Origin of the sequence: Alistipes sp. An54, assembly GCF_002159375.1 — a bacterium.
GTDB classification, from domain to species: domain Bacteria; phylum Bacteroidota; class Bacteroidia; order Bacteroidales; family Rikenellaceae; genus Alistipes; species Alistipes megaguti.
Genome location: NZ_NFIA01000003.1, coordinates 48,714 through 67,596, shown reverse-complemented (window position 1 = coordinate 67,596; position 18,883 = coordinate 48,714). Strand labels below are relative to the sequence as shown.

Sequence of the window (18,883 nt, the reverse complement as noted above, 5' to 3'; positions counted from 1 at the left end):
ATAACCATGTATACCCCACGGGGGGGGGTATGGGGATGAACCTTAGTTGAATGCTGGCTACAACCCTATTAACGAAATATATTGACGGGTTGCAAAGGTGGATTGATAAAAACTCGCGAGTACGATTTGGATCCGAATCGCAATACAAATATATAAATAATTTTAATTAAATGCAAAATATTTTATTAAAAAATATAAAATATATCTACTTTTTAGATCTCAAACAAAACCAACAAGCAGAAAACCGGGAGAAAATCATTCTTTTTTAAGCGATTTTCTCCCGGTTTTCTATGTCGTTATATAATTTTACCCCACTTGTTCAATAAGAGAGTTCAACTCTTCGATTTGCGGATTCCGGACGATTTCCAACGAACGATTCTCCAATAATTGCTTCGTCTGTCTTTTAATCTCCGACAATTGTCTCTTATCTAATACTCCCAACTCAAACTGATGGTCAAACGTCTTAAAAAATTCATTCATTCCTCCGTATCTCTCCACCAACATCAACATCCCCATCTTGTTCAAATCCCGAATTCCCTTACATCCCTCGATGTCGATCTCATATTCATTGACCTTGACGATCTTGCGATATTCACCCTTCCAAAAGTCCACGATACGACGATAGAACTGGACATCGTATAACATCGGAACGGTAATCTTGTCCACCCCGAACATGCGATTCACATGATTCTTCAACCGGAGTTCGTATCTCAATAAATATCGATCCGAATATCCTTCCGGAACCCGATCTTTTCGATAGGATGACTCCTTGATCTTATCGTAGAACACCTTTTTTATCCGTCTGACAGTTATAATATAACCCCTCCAAACTGTGATAGGTTTGCTCCAACCGTTTGTAACGGGGTAATGGTCCCAGATAATAAAAATAAGACTCCGGAGGATTCTTGACTTCGAAATTATATGCAACATCCATTCGGGATACGGTTGCATGATTCAATGAGACGTGTAACAGATCCGATAGTTTTTCGATTGCATGAAACGTGTCATCCCGGGTAAAGTTGACCATGTTATTTCCATAAAGGAACTTGCATAGACTCCCATTTCCGATCGATAACGTAGTTTCCGTGGATCTCACCGTTAAATTTTCGAGACGGGTTGTAAATACTACTCCGTTACACGTTCTTGTCTCTTCGAAACAATGATCTCTTGTTATCGTTTTCAGAACATTCAACTGGTTCACATCCTTATATTTTAAATTAAATTGAATGGTATCGAACATAACCTATAACAAATTTTTTGTATTAAAACCATATTAATATTACATCGAAGATCCTCTCGGAGATCACGGGATAACCTCCGAGATGAATCCATCGAATAGGTGTAACACAGGTTGTCATAGGTTGTCGATACGTCCTTTTTATAATATATATCCTCCATAATCATCTCTTGTTATTTTTTAAATCTCGTACTACTACCTGTTGTTGCATTTCGTCAACGGTATCCTGTCGATTCCGCAACAACCAAGTTTCGATCTCCTCTTTGAGAAAATAAATTTTCTTTCCGTTGGGTTTGTAGTAGGGGATCAACTTGTCACTGGTCAAGTGATACAGGTAATCCGGACTGATTCCGTACATCATGGATACCTCGGTCGAGGTCAAAACGTTCTTGGAGTTCATCAACAGGAGATGTTTGATCTCCGTCAACTCCGCGTTTAATATATTCACCATATTTTGATATTTTTTTATTATTTTTCATTGTACTATCACAATCTATATAGTATATCATCGAATTTTCATTTCGATTAGGAACACGACATAAAAAAACCCGATTCGCGATGAATCGGGTTCTGTAAAATACAAGAAATCAGGTTCTTATATTCCTTACAAATTCTTTGAATTTAGATATTTTTGTTACCGGTTTGTTACCCGGACATAGGGCGCAAGAAGGCAACAATATGACAATCAATTAGTTAAGCATAGAAGTGTGGATTTATACGTATTTTAGGGACTGTCGTAAAAAGAATAAAACTTTATAATGAATTGATTGCCAATGTAATATAAAATTTGTATCTTAGCTAAAGATAAAAAGAATACCTCCAATTGCCCTGGAAAAGCCAAATTTGGAGGTATCGCAAAAATTAATTTGCATGGCTAAGGTACAAAATTTCTCTGAAATATCACCCGATCTTCCTTTCACGGAGTTCGATTTTTATGAATTGTATAGGCGGACGTTCGAGACTAGCGAGCTGGGAAAAATCAGGAAGAGGCTGCCGCTTGGTGAGATGGCAGAGAACTTTGGACTGATAAGCAAGAGCATGAGAGCGAAGAAAGGGCGAAAAACATACTTCACCCCGGAGGGTAAGGTTGCGCTGATGTTCCTGAAGATGTACACAGGTCTGAGCAGCCCGAGGTTGATGGAGCATCTTAACGGCAACGTCCACTATCAGCTCTTCTGCGATTTGAGAATAGACCCGATGCATCCTCTGACGAACTACAAACTTTTGGACGACGTGTTTTCGGAACTGGCCCGCGGGCTGAAGATCCAACAGCAGCAGGAGATACTGGCAAGAGCCTAGAAACCGTACATGAAGGACCTGGATACGATGTATACGGATGCAACCTGTTACGAGAGCGAGATGCGCTATCCTACGGATGCGAAGCTTCTGTGGGAAGGAATAGAGAAGTCATATGAGATAATGTGCACTCTGAGTGCCAAGCTGAATGTGCACCGTCCGAGGACGAAGTACGTAGACGTAGAGAAGGCCAACCTGTCGTACAGGAAGCGGCGCAGGCATACGAAAGTCCAGACCAGGAAACTGACCAGACGCCTGCTCAACCTTTTGGGGAAGATACTGAAGGAGACCCGCACACTGGAGAGGGAGAATGCAGGCGCGGAGAAATTGCTGACAGCCAGACAGAAGAGCGATATTGAAATCATCACAAGAGTGTACCGCCAGCAGAAGGCCCACTTCGAGAACAACAATCCTCGCGAGAGTGTCAAGGACAGGATAGTGAGCATCAGCAAGCCGTATGTGAGGCCAATCGTGAGAGGCAAGGAAGTGAAGAGCGTAGAGTTCGGTGCGAAGTGCAACAACATCCAGGTTGACGGACTCTCATTCATCGAGAAGCTGTCATTCAATGCCTTCAACGAGGGAACCAGGCTTCCGCACTGCCTGAAGATGCACCGAAAGCTCTTCGGTGTGGAGGCGAAGAAGGTCGGAGGAGATGCAGGCTATGCCGGCAGCGCCAACAGGGGGTACTGCAAGGATAGAGGAATACAGACGTCATTCGTCAAGCGTGGCCGTCCGTCCTTGGAAAAGAAAGAGAACGACATCATCCGCAACGAGCTGGCGAGGGTGAGGGCAACGAGGATGGAAGGCTCGTTCGGAACGCAGAAGGAACACTATGGCCTGAAACGCATCAAGGCAAGGACGAAGTTGACCGAAATCCTGTACATCTTCTTTGGCATCCACACGGCGAATGCAGTACAGCTCGTCCGGCGGGAAGTCAACGAAATTACCCAGGCTGCCTGATGTTCGAGGTGAGTGAGAAACGGCCCTTTCACTGGAGTATTGGCTCCAGTTGAGCCCAAAAATGAAAAAAGGGGCTCCGAAACGGAGCCGAAAATATAAAAAGATGAGTTCGATCGGAAAAATTACCGGGACAGTCTGCCGATTGACTCATAATGACGGAATTTAACGACTGTCCCTATTTTAGGACTTCCGGTCTCTTTTGCGGTCCACGGCGTCGACAATCACGGCCACGGCTCCGTCACCCGTCACGTTGGTCGCCGTGCCGAAACTGTCCATGGCGATATAGGTGGCGATCATCAGTCCGCACAGCGTCTCGTCGAATCCCAGCATCGACTCCAGCAGCCCCAGCGCCGCCATGATCGCCCCGCCCGGAACCCCCGGAGCCGCCACCATCGTCACCCCCAGCAGCACGATGAAGCCCGCAAAGGTCGCCGTCGGAAGCTCCGCTCCAGCCAGCATCGAAACGGCCAGCGCACAGGCCGTGATCTTCATCATCGACCCCGAGAGGTGGATCGTCGCGCAGAGCGGAATGACGAACGACGCCAGTTCGGGACGCACCCCGAGGCGCAGCGTCCGCTCCAGCGTCACGGGAATCGTCGCCGCCGAGGATTGCGTGCCGAGGGCCGTGACGTAGGCCGGCAGCATCGTACGCAGCATCCGGAGCGGATTCCGCCGCGACGCGAGTCCCGCCACCGAGAACTGGAACAGCAGCAGCGCAACCGTCAGCACGAAGATCACCACGATCAGTTTGACGAAGACCCCCAGTACGCCGGCGACCTGCCCCGACCGGGTGATCGAGAGGAAGATGCCGAAGATATAAAGGGGCAGCAGCGGCAGAATGACCCGGGCGATAACCCGTTCGATGATGCGCTTGAAGTCGTCGAGCGCCCCCTTGAGCGTCACCGACCCGGTTGCGGCCATTCCCAGACCGAGGACGAAGGCCAGCACCAGAGCCGACATCACCCCCATGACGGGCGGTATGGCAAGGGTGAAGTAAGGGGTCAAGGCCTCACCCTCTTCGGGGAGGACCATCTCCGAACCGGCAAGCAGCGACGGAAAGAGGGCTCTCCCGACAAAGTAGGTGCCGAACCCCGAGATCAGCGTGAAGCCGTAGGCCAGGGCGGCCGTCAGCGCCAGCAGGCGCCCGGCACTGCGCCCCAGGTCGGCGATGCCCGGCGCCACCAGCCCGAAGATGAGCAGCGGAATGACGAACTCCAGAAACTGTCCGAATACGGCATTGAAGGTCAGGGCCGCCCGAGCCACCCACCCGGGCAGGAAGAGGCCGCCAACAATACCCAGCACGATAGCCAGCACAACGCGCGGCAGCAGTCCGAATTTTCGCTTCATCGAAGAATGATTTTTGTAAAGGTATGAAAAAATTAGCTACTTTTGTCACATGACATCCCTTTATCACGACATCATCTACGGCCCGGTACACTCGCGGCGGCTGGGTCTCTCGCTCGGGGTCAATCTATTGCCCACCGAGTCGAAGCTCTGTTCGTTCGACTGCATCTATTGCGAATGCGGCTGGAATGCCGACCATCCCGGCGGGCGTCGTTTCAACACCCGGGAGGAGGTGCGCACACACCTCGAGACCGCCCTGCGGCAGATGGCCGGAGCCGGGACTCCACCCGATGTGATCACCTTTGCCGGCAACGGCGAACCGACCCTGCATCCCGATTTCGAGGGGGTGATCGACGATACGATAGCGCTGCGTGACCGCTACTGCCCCGCGGCGAAGGTCTCCGTGCTGTCGAACGCCACGCAGATCCACCGCCCGGAGGTGCGGCGGGCGCTGCTGCGTGTGGACAACAACATCCTGAAGCTCGACTCGGCCTTCGATGCCACGGTGCGCCGCATCGACAACCCGCAGAACCCGCATTATACGGTTCGGGGCATTGTCGACGAAATGAAGCGCTTCGAGGGACGGATGATTCTCCAGACGATGTTCCTGCGCGGCGAGTGCAACGGTGCGCCGATCGACAACACCACGCAGGAGGAGGTCGAAGCATGGCTGCGCCTCGTCGGGGAGATCCGCCCCCGGCAGGTGATGGTCTATTCGCTCGACCGCGACACGCCGTGTCCCACCCTCGAGAAGGTTTCACACGAGGAGCTGCAGCATATTGCCGCCCGCGTCGAAGCGCTGGGAATTCCCTGCTCCGTCGCCTGACCCAGGCCGGCGCCATCCGCCGACACGCGGTCTACGCCCCCGCGCAGCCCTCTCCCCGACAGCCGGGCGGAGGTTCAACGCGCACAACCGGAACCGAAGACACCTCCCGGGCTCTCGCCAGGGCTCGGGAGTTTCACACCAAAAACACCCGCAACCATGCAACTGTTACTCTCCTGCGCCAAGACGATGACGGACCGGAGCCCGATCTCCGTACCCCGCACCACCAACCCCCGATACGGAGCCGAGGCCGACACAGCCGCGGCCGCTCTGGCATCGCTGGCGGCCGATGATCTGGCCCGTCTGCTGCACATCAACCGCACGCTAGCGGCCGAAAACCGCCGCCGCTACGCCTCGTTCCACGACGCACCGTCGCTGCCGGCCCTGACGGCCTACACCGGCATCGTCTTCAAACGGATCGACCCGGCAAGCTTCACCCCCGCGGATTTCGAATACGCCCAGGAGCATCTGAACATCACCTCGTTCCTCTACGGGCTGCTCCGCCCGCTGGATCGGATCCGCCCCTACCGGCTCGAGGGCGACGCCGTCCTGCCGGGCGACGACGAGCAGACGCGCTTCGCCTTCTGGCAGTCGCGACTCACCGATGCATTCATCGACAAGATCCGCGCCGACGGCGGCGTGCTGCTCAACGCAGCCAGCGGCGAGATGAAACGGCTCTTCGACTGGCGGCGTCTCGCACGCGAGGTACGGGTCATCACCCCGGAGTTCCGCATCCGCGAGGGCGGCCGCCTCCGGACCATTGTCGTCTATACGAAGATGTGCCGCGGTGAGATGACGCGCTTCGCGTTGAAGAACCGGATCGAGGACCCCGAACTGCTGAAGTCGTTCGAATGGGAGGGGTTCCGGTTCGATCCGGCGGAGAGTCGCGGCGACAACTGGTTTTTCACCCTGCAGCAATAAAAAAGTCCGGGCAAAAACCCGGACATTTTTTCGAGGAGGGGGGGGGCAGCAGCTCACTGTCCTGCTTCGGCGGCCTCTTTGGCCGGCCGCACGGCCAGCAGCGCCCGAAGAATCGACGCTTCGTCGTAGCCGCAAAGGGCCTGCAACTGGGCGGGCGTGCCGTGTTCGACCCACTGGTCGCCGATCCCCAGCCGCGTGACCTGCACGTCGTAACCGCGCGAAGCGAAGAAGACCGTCACGGCCTCGCCCACTCCGCCGCTCAGGCAGCCGTCCTCGACCGTGATGACCCGACGGAAGCGGCGGCCCACCTCATCGAGCAGCACTTCGTCCAGCGGCTTGACATAGCGCAGGTCGTAATGCGCCGCCTCGACCCCTTCGGCCGAAGCCCGTTCGGCGGCACGTGCCGCCGCATTGCCCGCCGTACCGATGGTCACCAGCGCCACGTCGCTTCCCTCGCGCAACCGGCGACCCCGTCCCACGGGCAGTTTCTCGAAGGCTGCGCCGCGCCACGGAAGCCCCTCCCCGCACCCCCGCGGGTAACGGATCATGAAGGGATGACCGGCACACAGCGCCGTATACATCAGATTGCGCAGTTCGGGTTCGTTCATCGGAGCGGCAATCGTCAGCCCCGGGATGGCCCGGAAGGCCTCCATGTCAAAGACTCCGTGGTGGGTTACACCGTCCTCGCCGACCAGTCCGCCGCGGTCGAGACACATCACCACCGGAAGATCCTGGATCGCCACGTCGTGGATCACATTGTCGTAAGCCCGCTGCATGAAGGTCGAGTAGATGTTGCAGAAGGGGATCATCCCCGCGGCGGCCAGTCCGGCCGAGAAGGTCACGGCGTGTCCTTCGGCAATGCCCACATCGAAGCAGCGGTCAGGCATCTCGCGCATCAGGATGTTCATCGAACAGCCCGTAGGCATGGCAGGGGTCACCCCCACAACCCGCGGATCCATCCGGGCCAGTTCAAGCAGCGTCTCGCCGAAGACATCCTGGTAGCGGGTCGCACCGCCCGACGACTTGATCCGTTCGCCCGTATCGGGGTTGAAGCGGCCCGGAGCGTGCCACACCGGCTGGTCGTGTTCGGCCGGCAGGTAGCCCTTGCCCTTGACTGTCAGCACGTGCAGCAGTTTCGGGCCCTCGATGTCGCGCAGCGCCCGCAACGTGCGGACCAGCTCCTTGAGGTTGTGGCCGTCGACCGGCCCGAAATAGCGGAAATTGAGACTCTCGAAGAAGTTGCTCTTGTTCAGCACCCCCTGCTTGACGGCATTACCCGCCATCTGGCAGAGGCGCAGCAGCCGCGGCGTATGCGAAAGAATCCCCCACAGCCGCTGTTTGAAGCGGTTGTAGTGAACCGAGGTCGAGATCTTCAGCAGGTAGTTCTTCAGCGCGCCGGTGGCCTGATCGATGGCCATGTTGTTGTCGTTGAGAATCACCAGCAGATTCGTCCGCTTCGAGGCCCCGGCATTGTTCAACCCCTCGAAGGCCAGGCCGCCGGTCATCGAACCGTCGCCGATGACGGCTACCACCTGGTGCTTTTCACCGCGCAGCTCGGCCGCCTTGGCCATGCCGAAAGCCGCCGAAATCGACACCGAAGCGTGACCGCCCCCGAAGGCGTCGTACTCGCTCTCGGACATGCGCGGAAAACCGCTGATGCCGCCCAGCTGACGTTTGGTATGGAACGCCTCGCGGCGCCCCGTGATGATCTTGTGGGCATAGGTCTGATGACCGACATCCCAGACGATCTTGTCCTGCGGCGCGTCGAAGACATAATGCAGTGCCGCAGCCAGCTCCACGGCCCCGAGACTCGAGGCCAGATGGCCCGGATTGACCGAACACTCCTCAATGATATAGTGACGCAGCTCGTCGCAATAGAGCCGCAGCTCTTCGGGCGAGAGTTTCTTCAAATCCCGGGGCGAGGAGACCCGGGGCAGCAGTTTATAATCTTCACGCGACATTGGGAAGACAAAGATACATAATAATGGGGAAATTTTCGAAAATTTTTCCTATCTTCGCGTAACGGTAAAACCTCACACGTCATGAAATACCAGCGCATACTCCTGAAATTGAGCGGCGAATCGCTCCAGGGAACGCAGAAATACGGACTCTCGCCCGAGGTGCTGCAGTCCTACGCCGAACAGATCAAGGCCGCAGCCGCAACCGGCGTCCAGATCGGCATCGTCATCGGCGGCGGCAACATCTTCCGCGGCCTTACCGGCGCCAGGAAGGGATTCGACCGCGTCAAGGGCGACCAGATGGGCATGCTCGCCACGATCATCAACTCGCTGGCCCTGCAGTCCGCGCTCGAGGACAACGGCGTCCGCTGCAAGGTCCTCACCTCGATCCGCATGGAGCCCATCGGCGAATACTTCTCCAAGGCCCGCGCCATCGAGTATCTCGAAGCCGGTTACGTGGTGATCATCGGCGGCGGAACCTCCAACCCCTACTTCACCACCGACTCCGCCTCGGCTCTGCGCGGCATCGAGATCGAAGCCGACGTCCTGCTCAAGGGCACCCGCGTCGACGGCGTATATACGGCCGACCCCGAGAAGGACCCCACGGCCACGAAATTCCAGGAGATCTCCTTCGAAGAGGTCCTCGACCGCCGGCTCAAGGTCATGGACCTCACGGCCTTCACCCTCTGCCGCGAAAACGGTCTCGAAATCATCGTCTTCAACATGGACACGCCGGGCAACCTGGGCAAGGTCCTCGCCGGCGAACCGATCGGAACCCTCGTAAAACGCTGATACCATGGCTATTCGCAAACACCACCGCAAGAACAGCCGCCGGTTGTGGATCATGCTGGCGCTGATCGCCGTCATCGCGGCCGTCATCGTGCTGCTGCCCACCGGGGCGGTGCCGGAGCCGCAACCCGCCGACGAACTCGAAGCCACGACCCTCGTCCATGCCGGCGAAGAGGCCCCGGACTTCTCTGTCGGCATGTTCGACGGCTCGACGGTCACCCTCTCCGAACTGCGCGGAAAGGTCGTCCTGCTCAACTTCTGGGCCACCTGGTGCCCGCCCTGCCGCGAGGAACTCACCCGCGTGCAGAGCGATATCATCGACCGTTTCGCCGGCCGTGATTTCCTCTTCCTGCCCGTCTCGCGCGGCGAAAGCCGTCAGGCCGTGGCCGCCTTCCGCCAGAAAACCGGATACGACTTCCCCATGGGACTCGACTCCACCCGCTCGGTCTATGACCGCTACGCTTCGAACTACATCCCCCGCAACTTCCTGATCGATGCCGAAGGCAAGGTCGTGACGGCCACCATCGGTTTCGAACCGGAGGAGTTCGACGAGTTGATCCGTGCCATCGAGGCCACCCTCGCCCAGGCCGAGCAGAACCGAACCGAAGAATAATTCAAAATCAATACCGCATATGGATACCAAAACGATTCTCAACGATGCTTCGGCCCGCATGCAGAAGGCCATCGACCACCTCGAGGAGGAACTCCTCAATGTCCGCGCCGGCAAGGCATCGCCCAACGTCCTCAACGGCGTGATGGTCGACTATTTCGGTTCGCAGGTGCCCGTTTCGGGTGCCGCCAGCGTCACCGTCCCCGATGCCAAGACCATCCTCATCCAGCCCTGGGACAAGAAGATGCTCCGCATCATCGAGAAGGCCATCCTCGATTCGAACATCGGTCTGACCCCCTCGAACAACGGCGAAACGATTCGTCTGACCATTCCGCCCCTGACCGAGGATCGACGCAAGGAGCTCGTCAAGCAGATCCGCAGCGAGGCCGAAACCGCCCGCATCAGCCTGCGCAATGCCCGCCGCGAGGCCGTCGAAGCCTTCAAGAAAGCCCAGAAGGAGGGTATGCCTGAAGACGAGTCGAAAGACGGCGAAAGCCAGTCGCAGAAACTCCTCGAGAAGTTCACCAAACAGCTCGACGAGGTACTGGCCCGCAAGGAGAAGGAGATCATGACCGTCTGATACGGCCGATTCCCGATCCTGCAGAAATCCATGACACCCGGTTCCTTTGTGAACCGGGTGTTTTTGTTTTGTCGGACGACGTCGGGCGCAAGACAGGCCGACCGTCCCGACTCCCGCACCCCGGAGGACAATCCGTCATACGGACCTTTGTCCGACAGCCCGAATGCAGGCGGAACGGGAGCGGGCAGGACGGAAGCCTGTTCGACCGCCATTGCGGCTTCCCGCCGGGAATCCCGCAAACCCGGCAAACAGCCGCAAAAAAACGGGGCGGATGGAGAACCATCCGCCCCGTCGGGGTTATCTCATGCGGCAGACACCGCACGGAGAGTCATTACAACTTCGGGCCGGCAGCCACGAGGTTCTTGCCCTCCTCGTTGCCCGTGAACTTCTGGAAGTTCTTGATGAAGCGGCCGGCGAGGTCCTTGGCCTTCTCGTCCCACTGCGATGCATCGGCATACGTGTCGCGCGGATCGAGGATGTGCGAGTCAACACCCGGCAGCTCGGTGGGCACCTTGAAGTCGAAGACAGGGATCATCTTCGTAGGAGCCTTGTCGATCGAGCCGTCGAGGATGGCGTCGATGATGCCACGCGTATCCTTGATCGAGATACGCTTGCCGGTGCCGTTCCAACCCGTGTTCACGAGGTAGGCCTTGGCGCCCGACTTCTCCATCTTCTTGACCAGCTCCTGGCCGTACTTCGTCGGGTGCAGCGACAGGAAGGCGGCACCGAAGCAAGCCGAGAAAGTCGGCGTCGGCTCGGTGATACCACGCTCCGTACCGGCCAGCTTGGCGGTGAAGCCCGACAGGAAGTAGTACTTCGTCTGCTCCGGAGTCAGGATCGATACCGGGGGCAGCACGCCGAATGCATCGGCCGAGAGGAAGATCACCTTCTTGGCGGCCGGAGCCTTCGATACCGGCTTAACGATATTCTCGATATGGAAGATCGGGTACGATACACGGGTGTTCTCCGTTACCGACTTGTCGGCGTAATCGATCTTGCCCTTCTTGTCCACGGTTACGTTCTCCAGCAGGGCGTTGCGGCGGATGGCGTTCCAGATGTCGGGCTCGTTCTCCTTCGAGAGGTTGATCACCTTGGCGTAGCAGCCGCCCTCGAAGTTAAAGACGCCGTCGTCGTCCCATCCGTGCTCGTCGTCACCGATCAGCTGACGCTTCGGATCGGTCGACAGCGTGGTCTTGCCCGTTCCCGACAGACCGAAGAAGATGGCCGTTTCGCCCTTCTCGTTCGTGTTGGCCGAGCAGTGCATCGAAGCCATGCCCTTCAGCGGCAGCAGGTAGTTCATGTAGGAGAACATACCCTTCTTCATCTCACCGCCGTACCAGGTGTTGATGATCACCTGCATCTTCTCCGTGAGGTTGAAGACTACGGCCGTCTCCGAGTTCAGACCCAGCTCCTTGTAGTTCTTTACCTTGGCTTTCGAAGCGTTCAGTACCACGAAATCGGGCTCGCCGTACTTCTCCAGCTCCTCATCCGTCGGACGGATGAACATGTTCTTCACGAAGTGAGCCTGCCAGGCAACCTCCATGATGAAACGGATCTTCAGACGCGAGTTCTCATTGGCGCCGCAGAACGTATCAACCACGTAGAGCTTCTTGCCCGAGAGCTCCTCGGCTGCGATCTTCTTCAGCTCTTTCCAAGCCTTCTTCGTCACGGGCTTGTTATCGTTCTTGTACTCGTCGGAGGTCCACCAGATCGTATCCTTCGTGGTTTCGTCCATCACGAAGAACTTGTCCTTGGGCGAACGGCCCGTATAGACACCCGTCATTACGTTAACGGCTCCCGTCTCGGTCAACTGACCCTTCTCATACCCACGCAGGCCTTTCTTGGTCTCCTCACGGAACAGTTCGTCGTAGGAGGGATTGTACACGATCTCGGTTACGCCCGTGATCCCGTACTTTTTCAGATCCATTTTGTCCATAACTTGTTTATTTTGATTAAACACCAAATCCTTAACCCAACGTCCGGGCAGCGTTGAAAATTGCCTTTTCGGACGGCACAAAGGTAAAAACTTTTTCCAGAATTGTGAAAAAAATAACAGCATAAATTACGAAAATTTTTTACGATCCCCGCCCGACGGCGGCGACGGGCGGTTCGCAGGTCCCCGGGAGTCGGAAGTCCTGACTCCGCAGGAGCGCTTCTGGACGGGGTTTACAGTGCACGGCCGAGCCCGGCAGAAGTACCGGCGAATGGCAGGACACCGTTCAGAAAGAGCGCGGCATGGACGGACGAGGCAAGCCCAGTTGCGATCCCGAAAAGCCACCGTCCAGATAAAGGGAGGAACAAAACAACCGAAGCGGTCAGGACAACCGGGAGGATCCGAAACGACAAGGAGGATTCGGACAGTCGAAGCACCAGGAGAGGGGCAGCAGGGGGGGGGGCAGGGCCGGCAAACGGCCGAGACAGGCGGAATGGTCCGGCGGCCGAAGCACCGGGAAAGGGACAGCAGGGGACGAGAGGAACGGAAAGTACAGGACGGACAGGACAGGACAGGACAGGGAAAGCAGGCAGGACGGGAAAGGGCACCAACAGCCGAAACCGGCGAAATGATACCGACTGCCCGGCTGCCGGAACGGTCGGGACAACAGGAACAGCACAAGCAACCGGAACGCCCGAACCGTCGGGCAGCCGCATCTTTTTCGAAAGATTTCCTTTCCGATTTCAAAACGGAGATTTTATCCGAAAAATAATTTCATTTCGAAAAACGTTTCCCCATGCCGAGAATTTTTGTATCTTTGGTTTGTTATGGCCGGACTCTACCTTCATATCCCCTTCTGCAAGCGCGTATGCGCCTACTGCGACTTCTTCAAGGAGGTCGGAACCCGCCGCATGGGCCCGCTCATCGAAGCCATGCACCGCGAAATGGAGTCCCGTCGCGACTATCTCGGCCAGGAAGCCGTCCGAACCCGCTATTTCGGCGGCGGAACCCCCTCGCTCTGCCCGCCCGACGTGCTGAAAGGACTCCTGGACCACGCCGCAGAGCTTTTCGACTGCTCGCAGGTCGAGGAGACCACCCTCGAAGCCAACCCCGATGACCTGACTCCCGAATACCTCGAAGCCCTGCGACGGGCCGGCACCGACCGTCTGTCGATCGGCATCCAGTCGTTCGACGACGCCTGTCTGCGGTTGATGAACCGCCGTCACACCGCCGCTCAAGCCGAAGAGGCTGTCCGGAATGCCCGCAAGGCCGGTTTCGGAAATATCACCGTCGATCTGATTTTCGGCGTGCCGGGTTTCGGCGGCGATTCGCTCCGCCGTTCGATCGACCGCACGCTGGAGCTCGGCGTCGAACACATCTCGGCCTATCACCTCACGATCGAACCCGGTACGGCCTTCGGCCGCCGGATGGAGCGCGGCGAGTTCGCCCCGGTGGACGAAACGGTCAGCGAAACGGAGTATGCGCTGGTTCACGAGCGACTCACCGGTGCCGGCTATGAGCACTACGAGGTTTCGAATTTCGCCCGTCCCGGGTTTCGAGCCCGCCACAACTCGGCCTACTGGCACGGCGTCAAATACCTCGGAATCGGTCCGGCGGCCCACTCCTTCGACGGCCGCGAACGCCATTGGAACGCCTCGTCCGTCGACCGCTACCTCGCCGGCGAAGCCCCCGAAGCGGAGATCCTCACCGACCGCGACCGTTTCAACGAGTATGTGATGACCCGGCTGCGCACGACCGAGGGGATCGACCTCGGACAGGCCGAAGCCCTTTTCGGCCCCGATCGCACCGCCCGCATGCGCCATGAGGCCGAAGGCTGGATCCGGGCCGGAATCCTCCGCATCGAGGGGACGCAAATGGCCATTCCGGCCGAACGCATGCTCGTTTCGGATGCCGTCATCGAAGAGCTCTTCGAAACGTAAGCCAGCTTCGCAACCAAGTGAAACAGAAATGTTAAGTTATTATTAAATATTTTTAGTAATTGATTTTTCAATTGTTTTATCTAAATATAAGTATTACCTTTGCGGCCGGATCCAAATCCGTTCGTCACGAATCAAACAAGCACAAATATGAGCAACGCTAAACACACTCCCGACTTCCTGTTCGAGGTAAGCTGGGAGGTATGCAACAAGGTGGGCGGAATCCACACCGTCATCTCGACCAAAGCACAGACCGTCACCCGAAAATTCGGCGACCGCTACCTCCTGCTCGGCCCCGATCTCTCGCACGAAGGCGTAAACCCCGAATTCGAGGAGGATCAGAACCTGCTCAAGGCCTGGCGCCAGGGCCTCTACAACGAGGGAATCCGCGTCCGCGCCGGACACTGGAAAATCAAGGGCGAACCCACGGTCCTGCTCGTCGACTTCTCGTCGCTGATCCCCCGCAAGGACGAAATCCTCAAGAGCCTCTGGGAATCCTACCACGTCGACTCGATCTCCGGTCAGTGGGACTACATCGAACCCGTCCTCTTCGGCTGGGCCGCCGGTGTGGTGATCGCCTCCTACGTCAAGAGCTTCGGCGCGCCGACCGACCGCATCGCCGCCCACTTCCACGAGTGGCAGACCGCCGCCGGAGGACTCTACCTGCGCAACCATTCGCCCTACGTGGCCACGGTATTCACCACCCACGCCACCGTCATGGGCCGCTGCATCGCCGGAAACCGACTGCCGCTCTACAACTCGCTCACGAAACTCAACGCCGACGAGCTGGCCCGCCGCTTCAACGTCGTGGCCAAACACTCGATCGAAAAGATGGCCGCCACGTATCACGACGCCTTCCTCACCGTGAGCGACATCACGGCCAACGAATGCAAATACCTGCTCGGCCGCGAACCCGACGGCGTAACCCCCAACGGTTTCGAAAACGACTTCGTCTGGTCGGGCGACGAGTACTACGCCAAACGCGACGAGGCCCGCAAGGCCATGATCAACGTAGCCGAAGCCTGCCTGGGCGAAAAATTCGCCGGAGATCCGCTGATCGTCGGAACCAGCGGCCGCTACGAATTCCGCAACAAGGGCATCGACGTCTTCATCGAGTCGCTGAAGATCCTCGCCGAGTCGGACAAGCTCCAGCGCGAAATCCTCGCCTACATCACCGTGCCGGCCGGAAACCGCGGCCCGCGTGTCGACCTGCAGGCCCATCTGGCCGATCCGTCGAAACCCATCGACGCCTCGCAGTACAAATACTCGACCCACTATCTGGAAGACATGACCTGGGACCCGATCGTCAACGCCCTGAAGGACAGCCCGCTGACCAAACCCGGTTCGAAGGTCAGGGTGATCTTCGTCCCCACGTACCTCAACCACAACGACGGCATCTTCAACAAGGACTACTACGAACTGCTCGTCGGCATGGACCTGACGGTCTTCCCCTCCTACTACGAACCGTGGGGCTACACCCCGCTGGAGTCGGTGGCCTTCTCCGTGCCCACGATCACCACGACACTCGCCGGGTTCGGCATGTGGGTCGACAAGCAGCGTGAACACGCCGGCGTGGAGGTCATCCGCCGCGACGACTACAACGACAAGGAGGTCGAGCAGAACATCGCCGACGCCCTGCTGCGCTTCTCGCAGCTCGACGAAAAACACGTCAACGAGATCCGCACCTCGGCCTACGAAATCTCCACGACGGCCCTCTGGGAGCACCTCTACGCCGCCTACGAACAGGCCTATTCCGAGGCGGTCGAGAGCTCGATCGTCCGCACCAACCGCGCCACGCTCGATGACGGCGGAGCCAAGACCGAACAGATCAACTTCGTGCGGCAGCAGCTCTTCGTCGAAAAGCCCAACTGGAGCCGCATGATGGTCGACAAGACCCTGCCCAAGCGGCTGCATGCCCTCGAGGAGCTCTCGCGCAACCTCTGGTGGTGCTGGAACCCCGGCGCCCGCGACCTGTTCGAGAGCATCGATCCGACGCTCTGGGCCGAATGCGAGCGGAACCCCATCGCCCTTCTCGACAAGCTCAGCGTCGAGCGCATACGCGAACTCGAAAAGGATTCGAACTTCCTCGCCTTGCTCGATGCCGTGCACACCCAGTTCCGCGACTACATGAACGAGAAGCCCGACCCGAAGGCCACCTCGATCTCCTACTTCTCGATGGAGTACGGCCTGCACTCCTCGCTGAAGATCTATTCGGGAGGTCTGGGCATCCTGGCCGGAGACTATCTCAAGGAGGCTTCGGACCGCAACGTCCCGATGGCCGCCGTCGGACTGCTCTACCGCTACGGATACTTCACGCAACGCCTCTCGGCCCAGGGTGCCCAGGAGGCCACCTATGAGGCCCAGAACTTCTACAAGCTGCCGATCTCGCCCGTACGCGACGAGGCCGGAAACTGGATGACCATCTCGATCGCCTTCCCGGGACGTACGCTCCTGGCCCGCATCTGGAAATGCCAGGTCGGACGTACGGACCTCTACCTGCTCGACTCCGACATCGAGGACAACCTCGAGGAGGATCGTCAGGTGACCCACTACCTCTACGGCGGCGACTGGGAAAACCGTCTCAAGCAGGAGATCCTGCTCGGAATCGGCGGTATCCGCGCCCTGCGCAAACTCGGCATCAAGCACGACGTATACCACTGCAACGAGGGCCACGCCGCCTTCATCGGCATCGAGCGCATCCGCGACCTGGTCAACCACCGCAAGCTCTCCTTCTCGGAGGCCCTGGAGGTGGTCCGCTCGTCGTCGCTCTTCACGACCCACACCCCCGTGCCGGCCGGCCACGACGCCTTCCCCGAATCGATGATCCGCCAGTACATGTCGCACTATCCCGACGTGCTGGGAATCACCTGGGAGCAGTACATCAACCTCGGCAAGACGAACCCCAACGATCCGAACGAAAAGTTCTCGATGTCGGTGCTGGCCTGCAACCTCTCGCAGGAGGTCAACGGCGTATCGTGGCTCCACGGCGAGGTCTCGAAGGAGATTCTCGGCAACATGTGGCCCGGATACTTCAAGAACGAACTCCACATCGGATACGTCACCAACGGCGTGCACTTCCCGACCTGGATCGCCACGTCGCTGCGCCGCCTCTACGCCCGCTACTTCGCCGACGGATTCGAAGGTCATACCTATAACATCCCCGCCTGGCAGAAGGTGCACAACATCCCCGACGCCGAACTCTGGGAGGAGCGCATGAAACTGAAGGACAAGCTCATCAAGCATATCCGCAAGCGTTACAGCGATCCCAAGCAGGTGCGTCTCGAATCGCCGCGCCAGATGCTGCAGGTCATCGAGGGGATCCGTCCCGACGTGCTGACCATCGGTTTCGCCCGCCGCTTCGCCACCTACAAGCGCGCCTACCTGCTCTTCACGAACCTCGACCGCCTCTCGGCCATCGTCAACAACAAGGAGCGCCCCGTACAGTTCATCTTCGCCGGCAAGGCGCACCCCAATGACAAGCCGGGTCAGGATCTGATCAAACGCATCGTCGAGGTGGCCGCCATGCCGCAGTTCGTGGGCAAGATCCTCTTCCTGCAGAACTACGACATGGAGCTGGCCCGCCGCATGGTTCAGGGCGTGGACGTATGGCTCAATACGCCGACCCGTCCGCTCGAGGCCTCGGGTACGTCGGGCGAAAAGTGCGTCATGAACGGCGTCATGCAGTTCTCGGTGCTCGACGGATGGTGGGTCGAAGGCTACAAGGAGGGCGCCGGATGGGCCCTGCCGATGGAGCGCACCTTCACCGACCAGCACTTCCAGGACGAACTCGACGCCGAGATGATCTACAACACCATCGAGGAGCAGATCGCCCCGAAATACTACAGCCGCGGCACGGACAACATCCCTCACGACTGGGTGGCCTCGATCAAGAAGTGCGTCGCCGACATCGCCTCGAACTTCACCACCAACCGCATGCTGATCGACTACGAGGAGCGGTTCTACAACAAGCTTGCCGCCCGCAAGCACCTGATGAGCGCCGATTCCTACCGCATGGCCCGCGAAATCGCCGCCTGGAAACGCAAGGTCTCGGCCGCCTGGGACAAGGTGCATGCCGTCGACGTACAGCGCGTGAAGATCGACAAGGAGGCCGTCTATGTCGGTGAAAAGTACCACTTCTCGGTGACGGTCGACATCGCCAACCTCCGCCCCGAAGACATTGGCGTCGAGATGGTCCTCGCCCGTCAGATCGTCGGCGGTCAGTCGGTCAACGTCACCCGCACGATCCAGCTCGAACGCACCAAAATCGAAGGCAGTCAAGTCACCTATGCCCTGGACTACACCCCCGACGAGGCCGGCACGTTCGACGTGGCGCTGCGTATCTACCCCTCGAACCCCAATCTCCCCCACCGTATGGACTTTGCCCTCGTGAAGTGGGCCTGATAACAAAACGGGTCGGATTATTGGGGCGAAAAGTGTCGTTTTTCAGCAACAGAGTTGCCGATTTTCGAATTTTTCAATAACTTTAATGGACGAG

At 57.9% G+C, this 18,883-nt stretch carries 13 protein-coding genes and 1 pseudogene; 8 read left to right on the top strand and 6 right to left on the bottom strand.

Annotation, left to right across the window (positions count from 1 at the left end):
* Nucleotides 1-306 precede the first annotated feature (306 nt).
* From B5G09_RS03950 to B5G09_RS14295, 3 genes are all read right to left on the bottom strand, one after another.
* Complete coding sequence (locus B5G09_RS03950; RefSeq protein ID WP_143256472.1) at nucleotides 307-789, bottom strand: hypothetical protein; 483 nt, start codon at nucleotides 787-789, stop codon at nucleotides 307-309.
* Between the two features lie 611 nt (nucleotides 790-1,400).
* Complete coding sequence (locus B5G09_RS03945; protein WP_241147572.1) at nucleotides 1,401-1,595, bottom strand: helix-turn-helix domain-containing protein; 195 nt, start codon at nucleotides 1,593-1,595, stop codon at nucleotides 1,401-1,403.
* The gene (locus tag B5G09_RS14295; protein ID WP_241147574.1) at nucleotides 1,552-1,746 is read right to left on the bottom strand and encodes a hypothetical protein; all 195 of its coding nucleotides are present in this window, start codon (nucleotides 1,744-1,746) and stop codon (nucleotides 1,552-1,554) included. The genes B5G09_RS03945 and B5G09_RS14295 overlap by 44 nt, the downstream gene beginning before the upstream one ends.
* A 361-nt stretch (nucleotides 1,747-2,107) precedes the next feature.
* On the opposite strand from B5G09_RS14295, the pseudogene B5G09_RS03940 reads away from it, so the two are divergent.
* Nucleotides 2,108-3,493 (top strand): annotated as a pseudogene (locus tag B5G09_RS03940) (transposase).
* A gap of 180 nt (nucleotides 3,494-3,673) precedes the next feature.
* Here B5G09_RS03940 and B5G09_RS03935 read toward each other — a convergent pair.
* Nucleotides 3,674-4,840: a dicarboxylate/amino acid:cation symporter gene (locus tag B5G09_RS03935; protein WP_087404133.1), complete on the bottom strand. Its 1,167-nt coding sequence runs from the start codon at nucleotides 4,838-4,840 to the stop codon at nucleotides 3,674-3,676.
* A 49-nt stretch (nucleotides 4,841-4,889) separates the two neighbouring features.
* On the opposite strand from B5G09_RS03935, the gene B5G09_RS03930 reads away from it, so the two are divergent.
* Complete coding sequence (locus B5G09_RS03930; RefSeq protein ID WP_087404132.1) at nucleotides 4,890-5,663, top strand: radical SAM protein; 774 nt, start codon at nucleotides 4,890-4,892, stop codon at nucleotides 5,661-5,663.
* Between the two features lie 156 nt (nucleotides 5,664-5,819).
* Complete coding sequence (locus B5G09_RS03925; protein ID WP_087404131.1) at nucleotides 5,820-6,581, top strand: YaaA family protein; 762 nt, start codon at nucleotides 5,820-5,822, stop codon at nucleotides 6,579-6,581.
* A gap of 53 nt (nucleotides 6,582-6,634) precedes the next feature.
* Here the strand turns inward: B5G09_RS03925 and dxs are convergent, their stop codons facing one another.
* On the bottom strand, nucleotides 6,635-8,542 hold the full coding sequence (gene dxs, locus B5G09_RS03920) for a 1-deoxy-D-xylulose-5-phosphate synthase (protein WP_087404130.1): 1,908 nt from the start codon (nucleotides 8,540-8,542) through the stop codon (nucleotides 6,635-6,637).
* Nucleotides 8,543-8,623: 81 nt separating this feature from the next.
* Between dxs and pyrH the strand changes: the two genes are divergently transcribed.
* Genes pyrH through frr form a run of 3 tightly spaced genes read left to right on the top strand, consistent with a single transcriptional unit; the run spans nucleotide 8,624 to nucleotide 10,518 of the window.
* Nucleotides 8,624-9,331 (top strand): UMP kinase, encoded by a 708-nt coding sequence (pyrH, locus tag B5G09_RS03915; protein WP_087404129.1) that lies wholly within the window; start codon nucleotides 8,624-8,626, stop codon nucleotides 9,329-9,331.
* Nucleotides 9,332-9,335: 4 nt separating this feature from the next.
* Nucleotides 9,336-9,941 (top strand): TlpA disulfide reductase family protein, encoded by a 606-nt coding sequence (locus B5G09_RS03910; protein ID WP_087404128.1) that lies wholly within the window; start codon nucleotides 9,336-9,338, stop codon nucleotides 9,939-9,941.
* A gap of 19 nt (nucleotides 9,942-9,960) precedes the next feature.
* Nucleotides 9,961-10,518: a ribosome recycling factor gene (frr, locus tag B5G09_RS03905; RefSeq protein ID WP_087311189.1), complete on the top strand. Its 558-nt coding sequence runs from the start codon at nucleotides 9,961-9,963 to the stop codon at nucleotides 10,516-10,518.
* Between the two features lie 331 nt (nucleotides 10,519-10,849).
* On the opposite strand, the gene pckA is transcribed toward frr, so the two are convergent.
* Nucleotides 10,850-12,454 carry a phosphoenolpyruvate carboxykinase (ATP) gene (gene pckA, locus B5G09_RS03900; protein WP_087311188.1) on the bottom strand — a complete coding sequence of 535 codons (1,605 nt, stop codon included), beginning with the start codon at nucleotides 12,452-12,454 and terminating at the stop codon, nucleotides 10,850-10,852.
* An 824-nt stretch (nucleotides 12,455-13,278) separates the two neighbouring features.
* Here pckA and hemW point away from each other — a divergent pair.
* Both hemW and glgP read left to right on the top strand, forming a co-directional pair.
* Nucleotides 13,279-14,391, top strand: a complete 1,113-nt coding sequence (gene hemW / locus B5G09_RS03895; protein WP_087404271.1) for a radical SAM family heme chaperone HemW — start codon at nucleotides 13,279-13,281, stop codon at nucleotides 14,389-14,391.
* A 147-nt stretch (nucleotides 14,392-14,538) separates the two neighbouring features.
* The gene (gene glgP / locus B5G09_RS03890; protein WP_087404127.1) at nucleotides 14,539-18,789 is read left to right on the top strand and encodes an alpha-glucan family phosphorylase; all 4,251 of its coding nucleotides are present in this window, start codon (nucleotides 14,539-14,541) and stop codon (nucleotides 18,787-18,789) included.
* Nucleotides 18,790-18,883 lie beyond the last annotated feature (94 nt).

Bases quoted from the DNA above. Each gene is read 5' to 3' on its own strand.
- B5G09_RS03945 (WP_241147572.1), bottom strand. From the start codon at position 1,595: ATGTACGGAATCAGTCCGGATTACCTGTATCACTTGACCAGTGACAAG.
- B5G09_RS14295 (WP_241147574.1), bottom strand. From the start codon at position 1,746: ATGATATACTATATAGATTGTGATAGTACAATGAAAAATAATAAAAAA.
- B5G09_RS03935 (WP_087404133.1), bottom strand. From the start codon at position 4,840: ATGAAGCGAAAATTCGGACTGCTGCCGCGCGTTGTGCTGGCTATCGTG.
- B5G09_RS03930 (WP_087404132.1), top strand. From the start codon at position 4,890: ATGACATCCCTTTATCACGACATCATCTACGGCCCGGTACACTCGCGG.
- B5G09_RS03925 (WP_087404131.1), top strand. From the start codon at position 5,820: ATGCAACTGTTACTCTCCTGCGCCAAGACGATGACGGACCGGAGCCCG.
- dxs (WP_087404130.1), bottom strand. From the start codon at position 8,542: ATGTCGCGTGAAGATTATAAACTGCTGCCCCGGGTCTCCTCGCCCCGG.
- pyrH (WP_087404129.1), top strand. From the start codon at position 8,624: ATGAAATACCAGCGCATACTCCTGAAATTGAGCGGCGAATCGCTCCAG.
- B5G09_RS03910 (WP_087404128.1), top strand. From the start codon at position 9,336: ATGGCTATTCGCAAACACCACCGCAAGAACAGCCGCCGGTTGTGGATC.
- frr (WP_087311189.1), top strand. From the start codon at position 9,961: ATGGATACCAAAACGATTCTCAACGATGCTTCGGCCCGCATGCAGAAG.
- pckA (WP_087311188.1), bottom strand. From the start codon at position 12,454: ATGGACAAAATGGATCTGAAAAAGTACGGGATCACGGGCGTAACCGAG.
- hemW (WP_087404271.1), top strand. From the start codon at position 13,279: ATGGCCGGACTCTACCTTCATATCCCCTTCTGCAAGCGCGTATGCGCC.
- glgP (WP_087404127.1), top strand. From the start codon at position 14,539: ATGAGCAACGCTAAACACACTCCCGACTTCCTGTTCGAGGTAAGCTGG.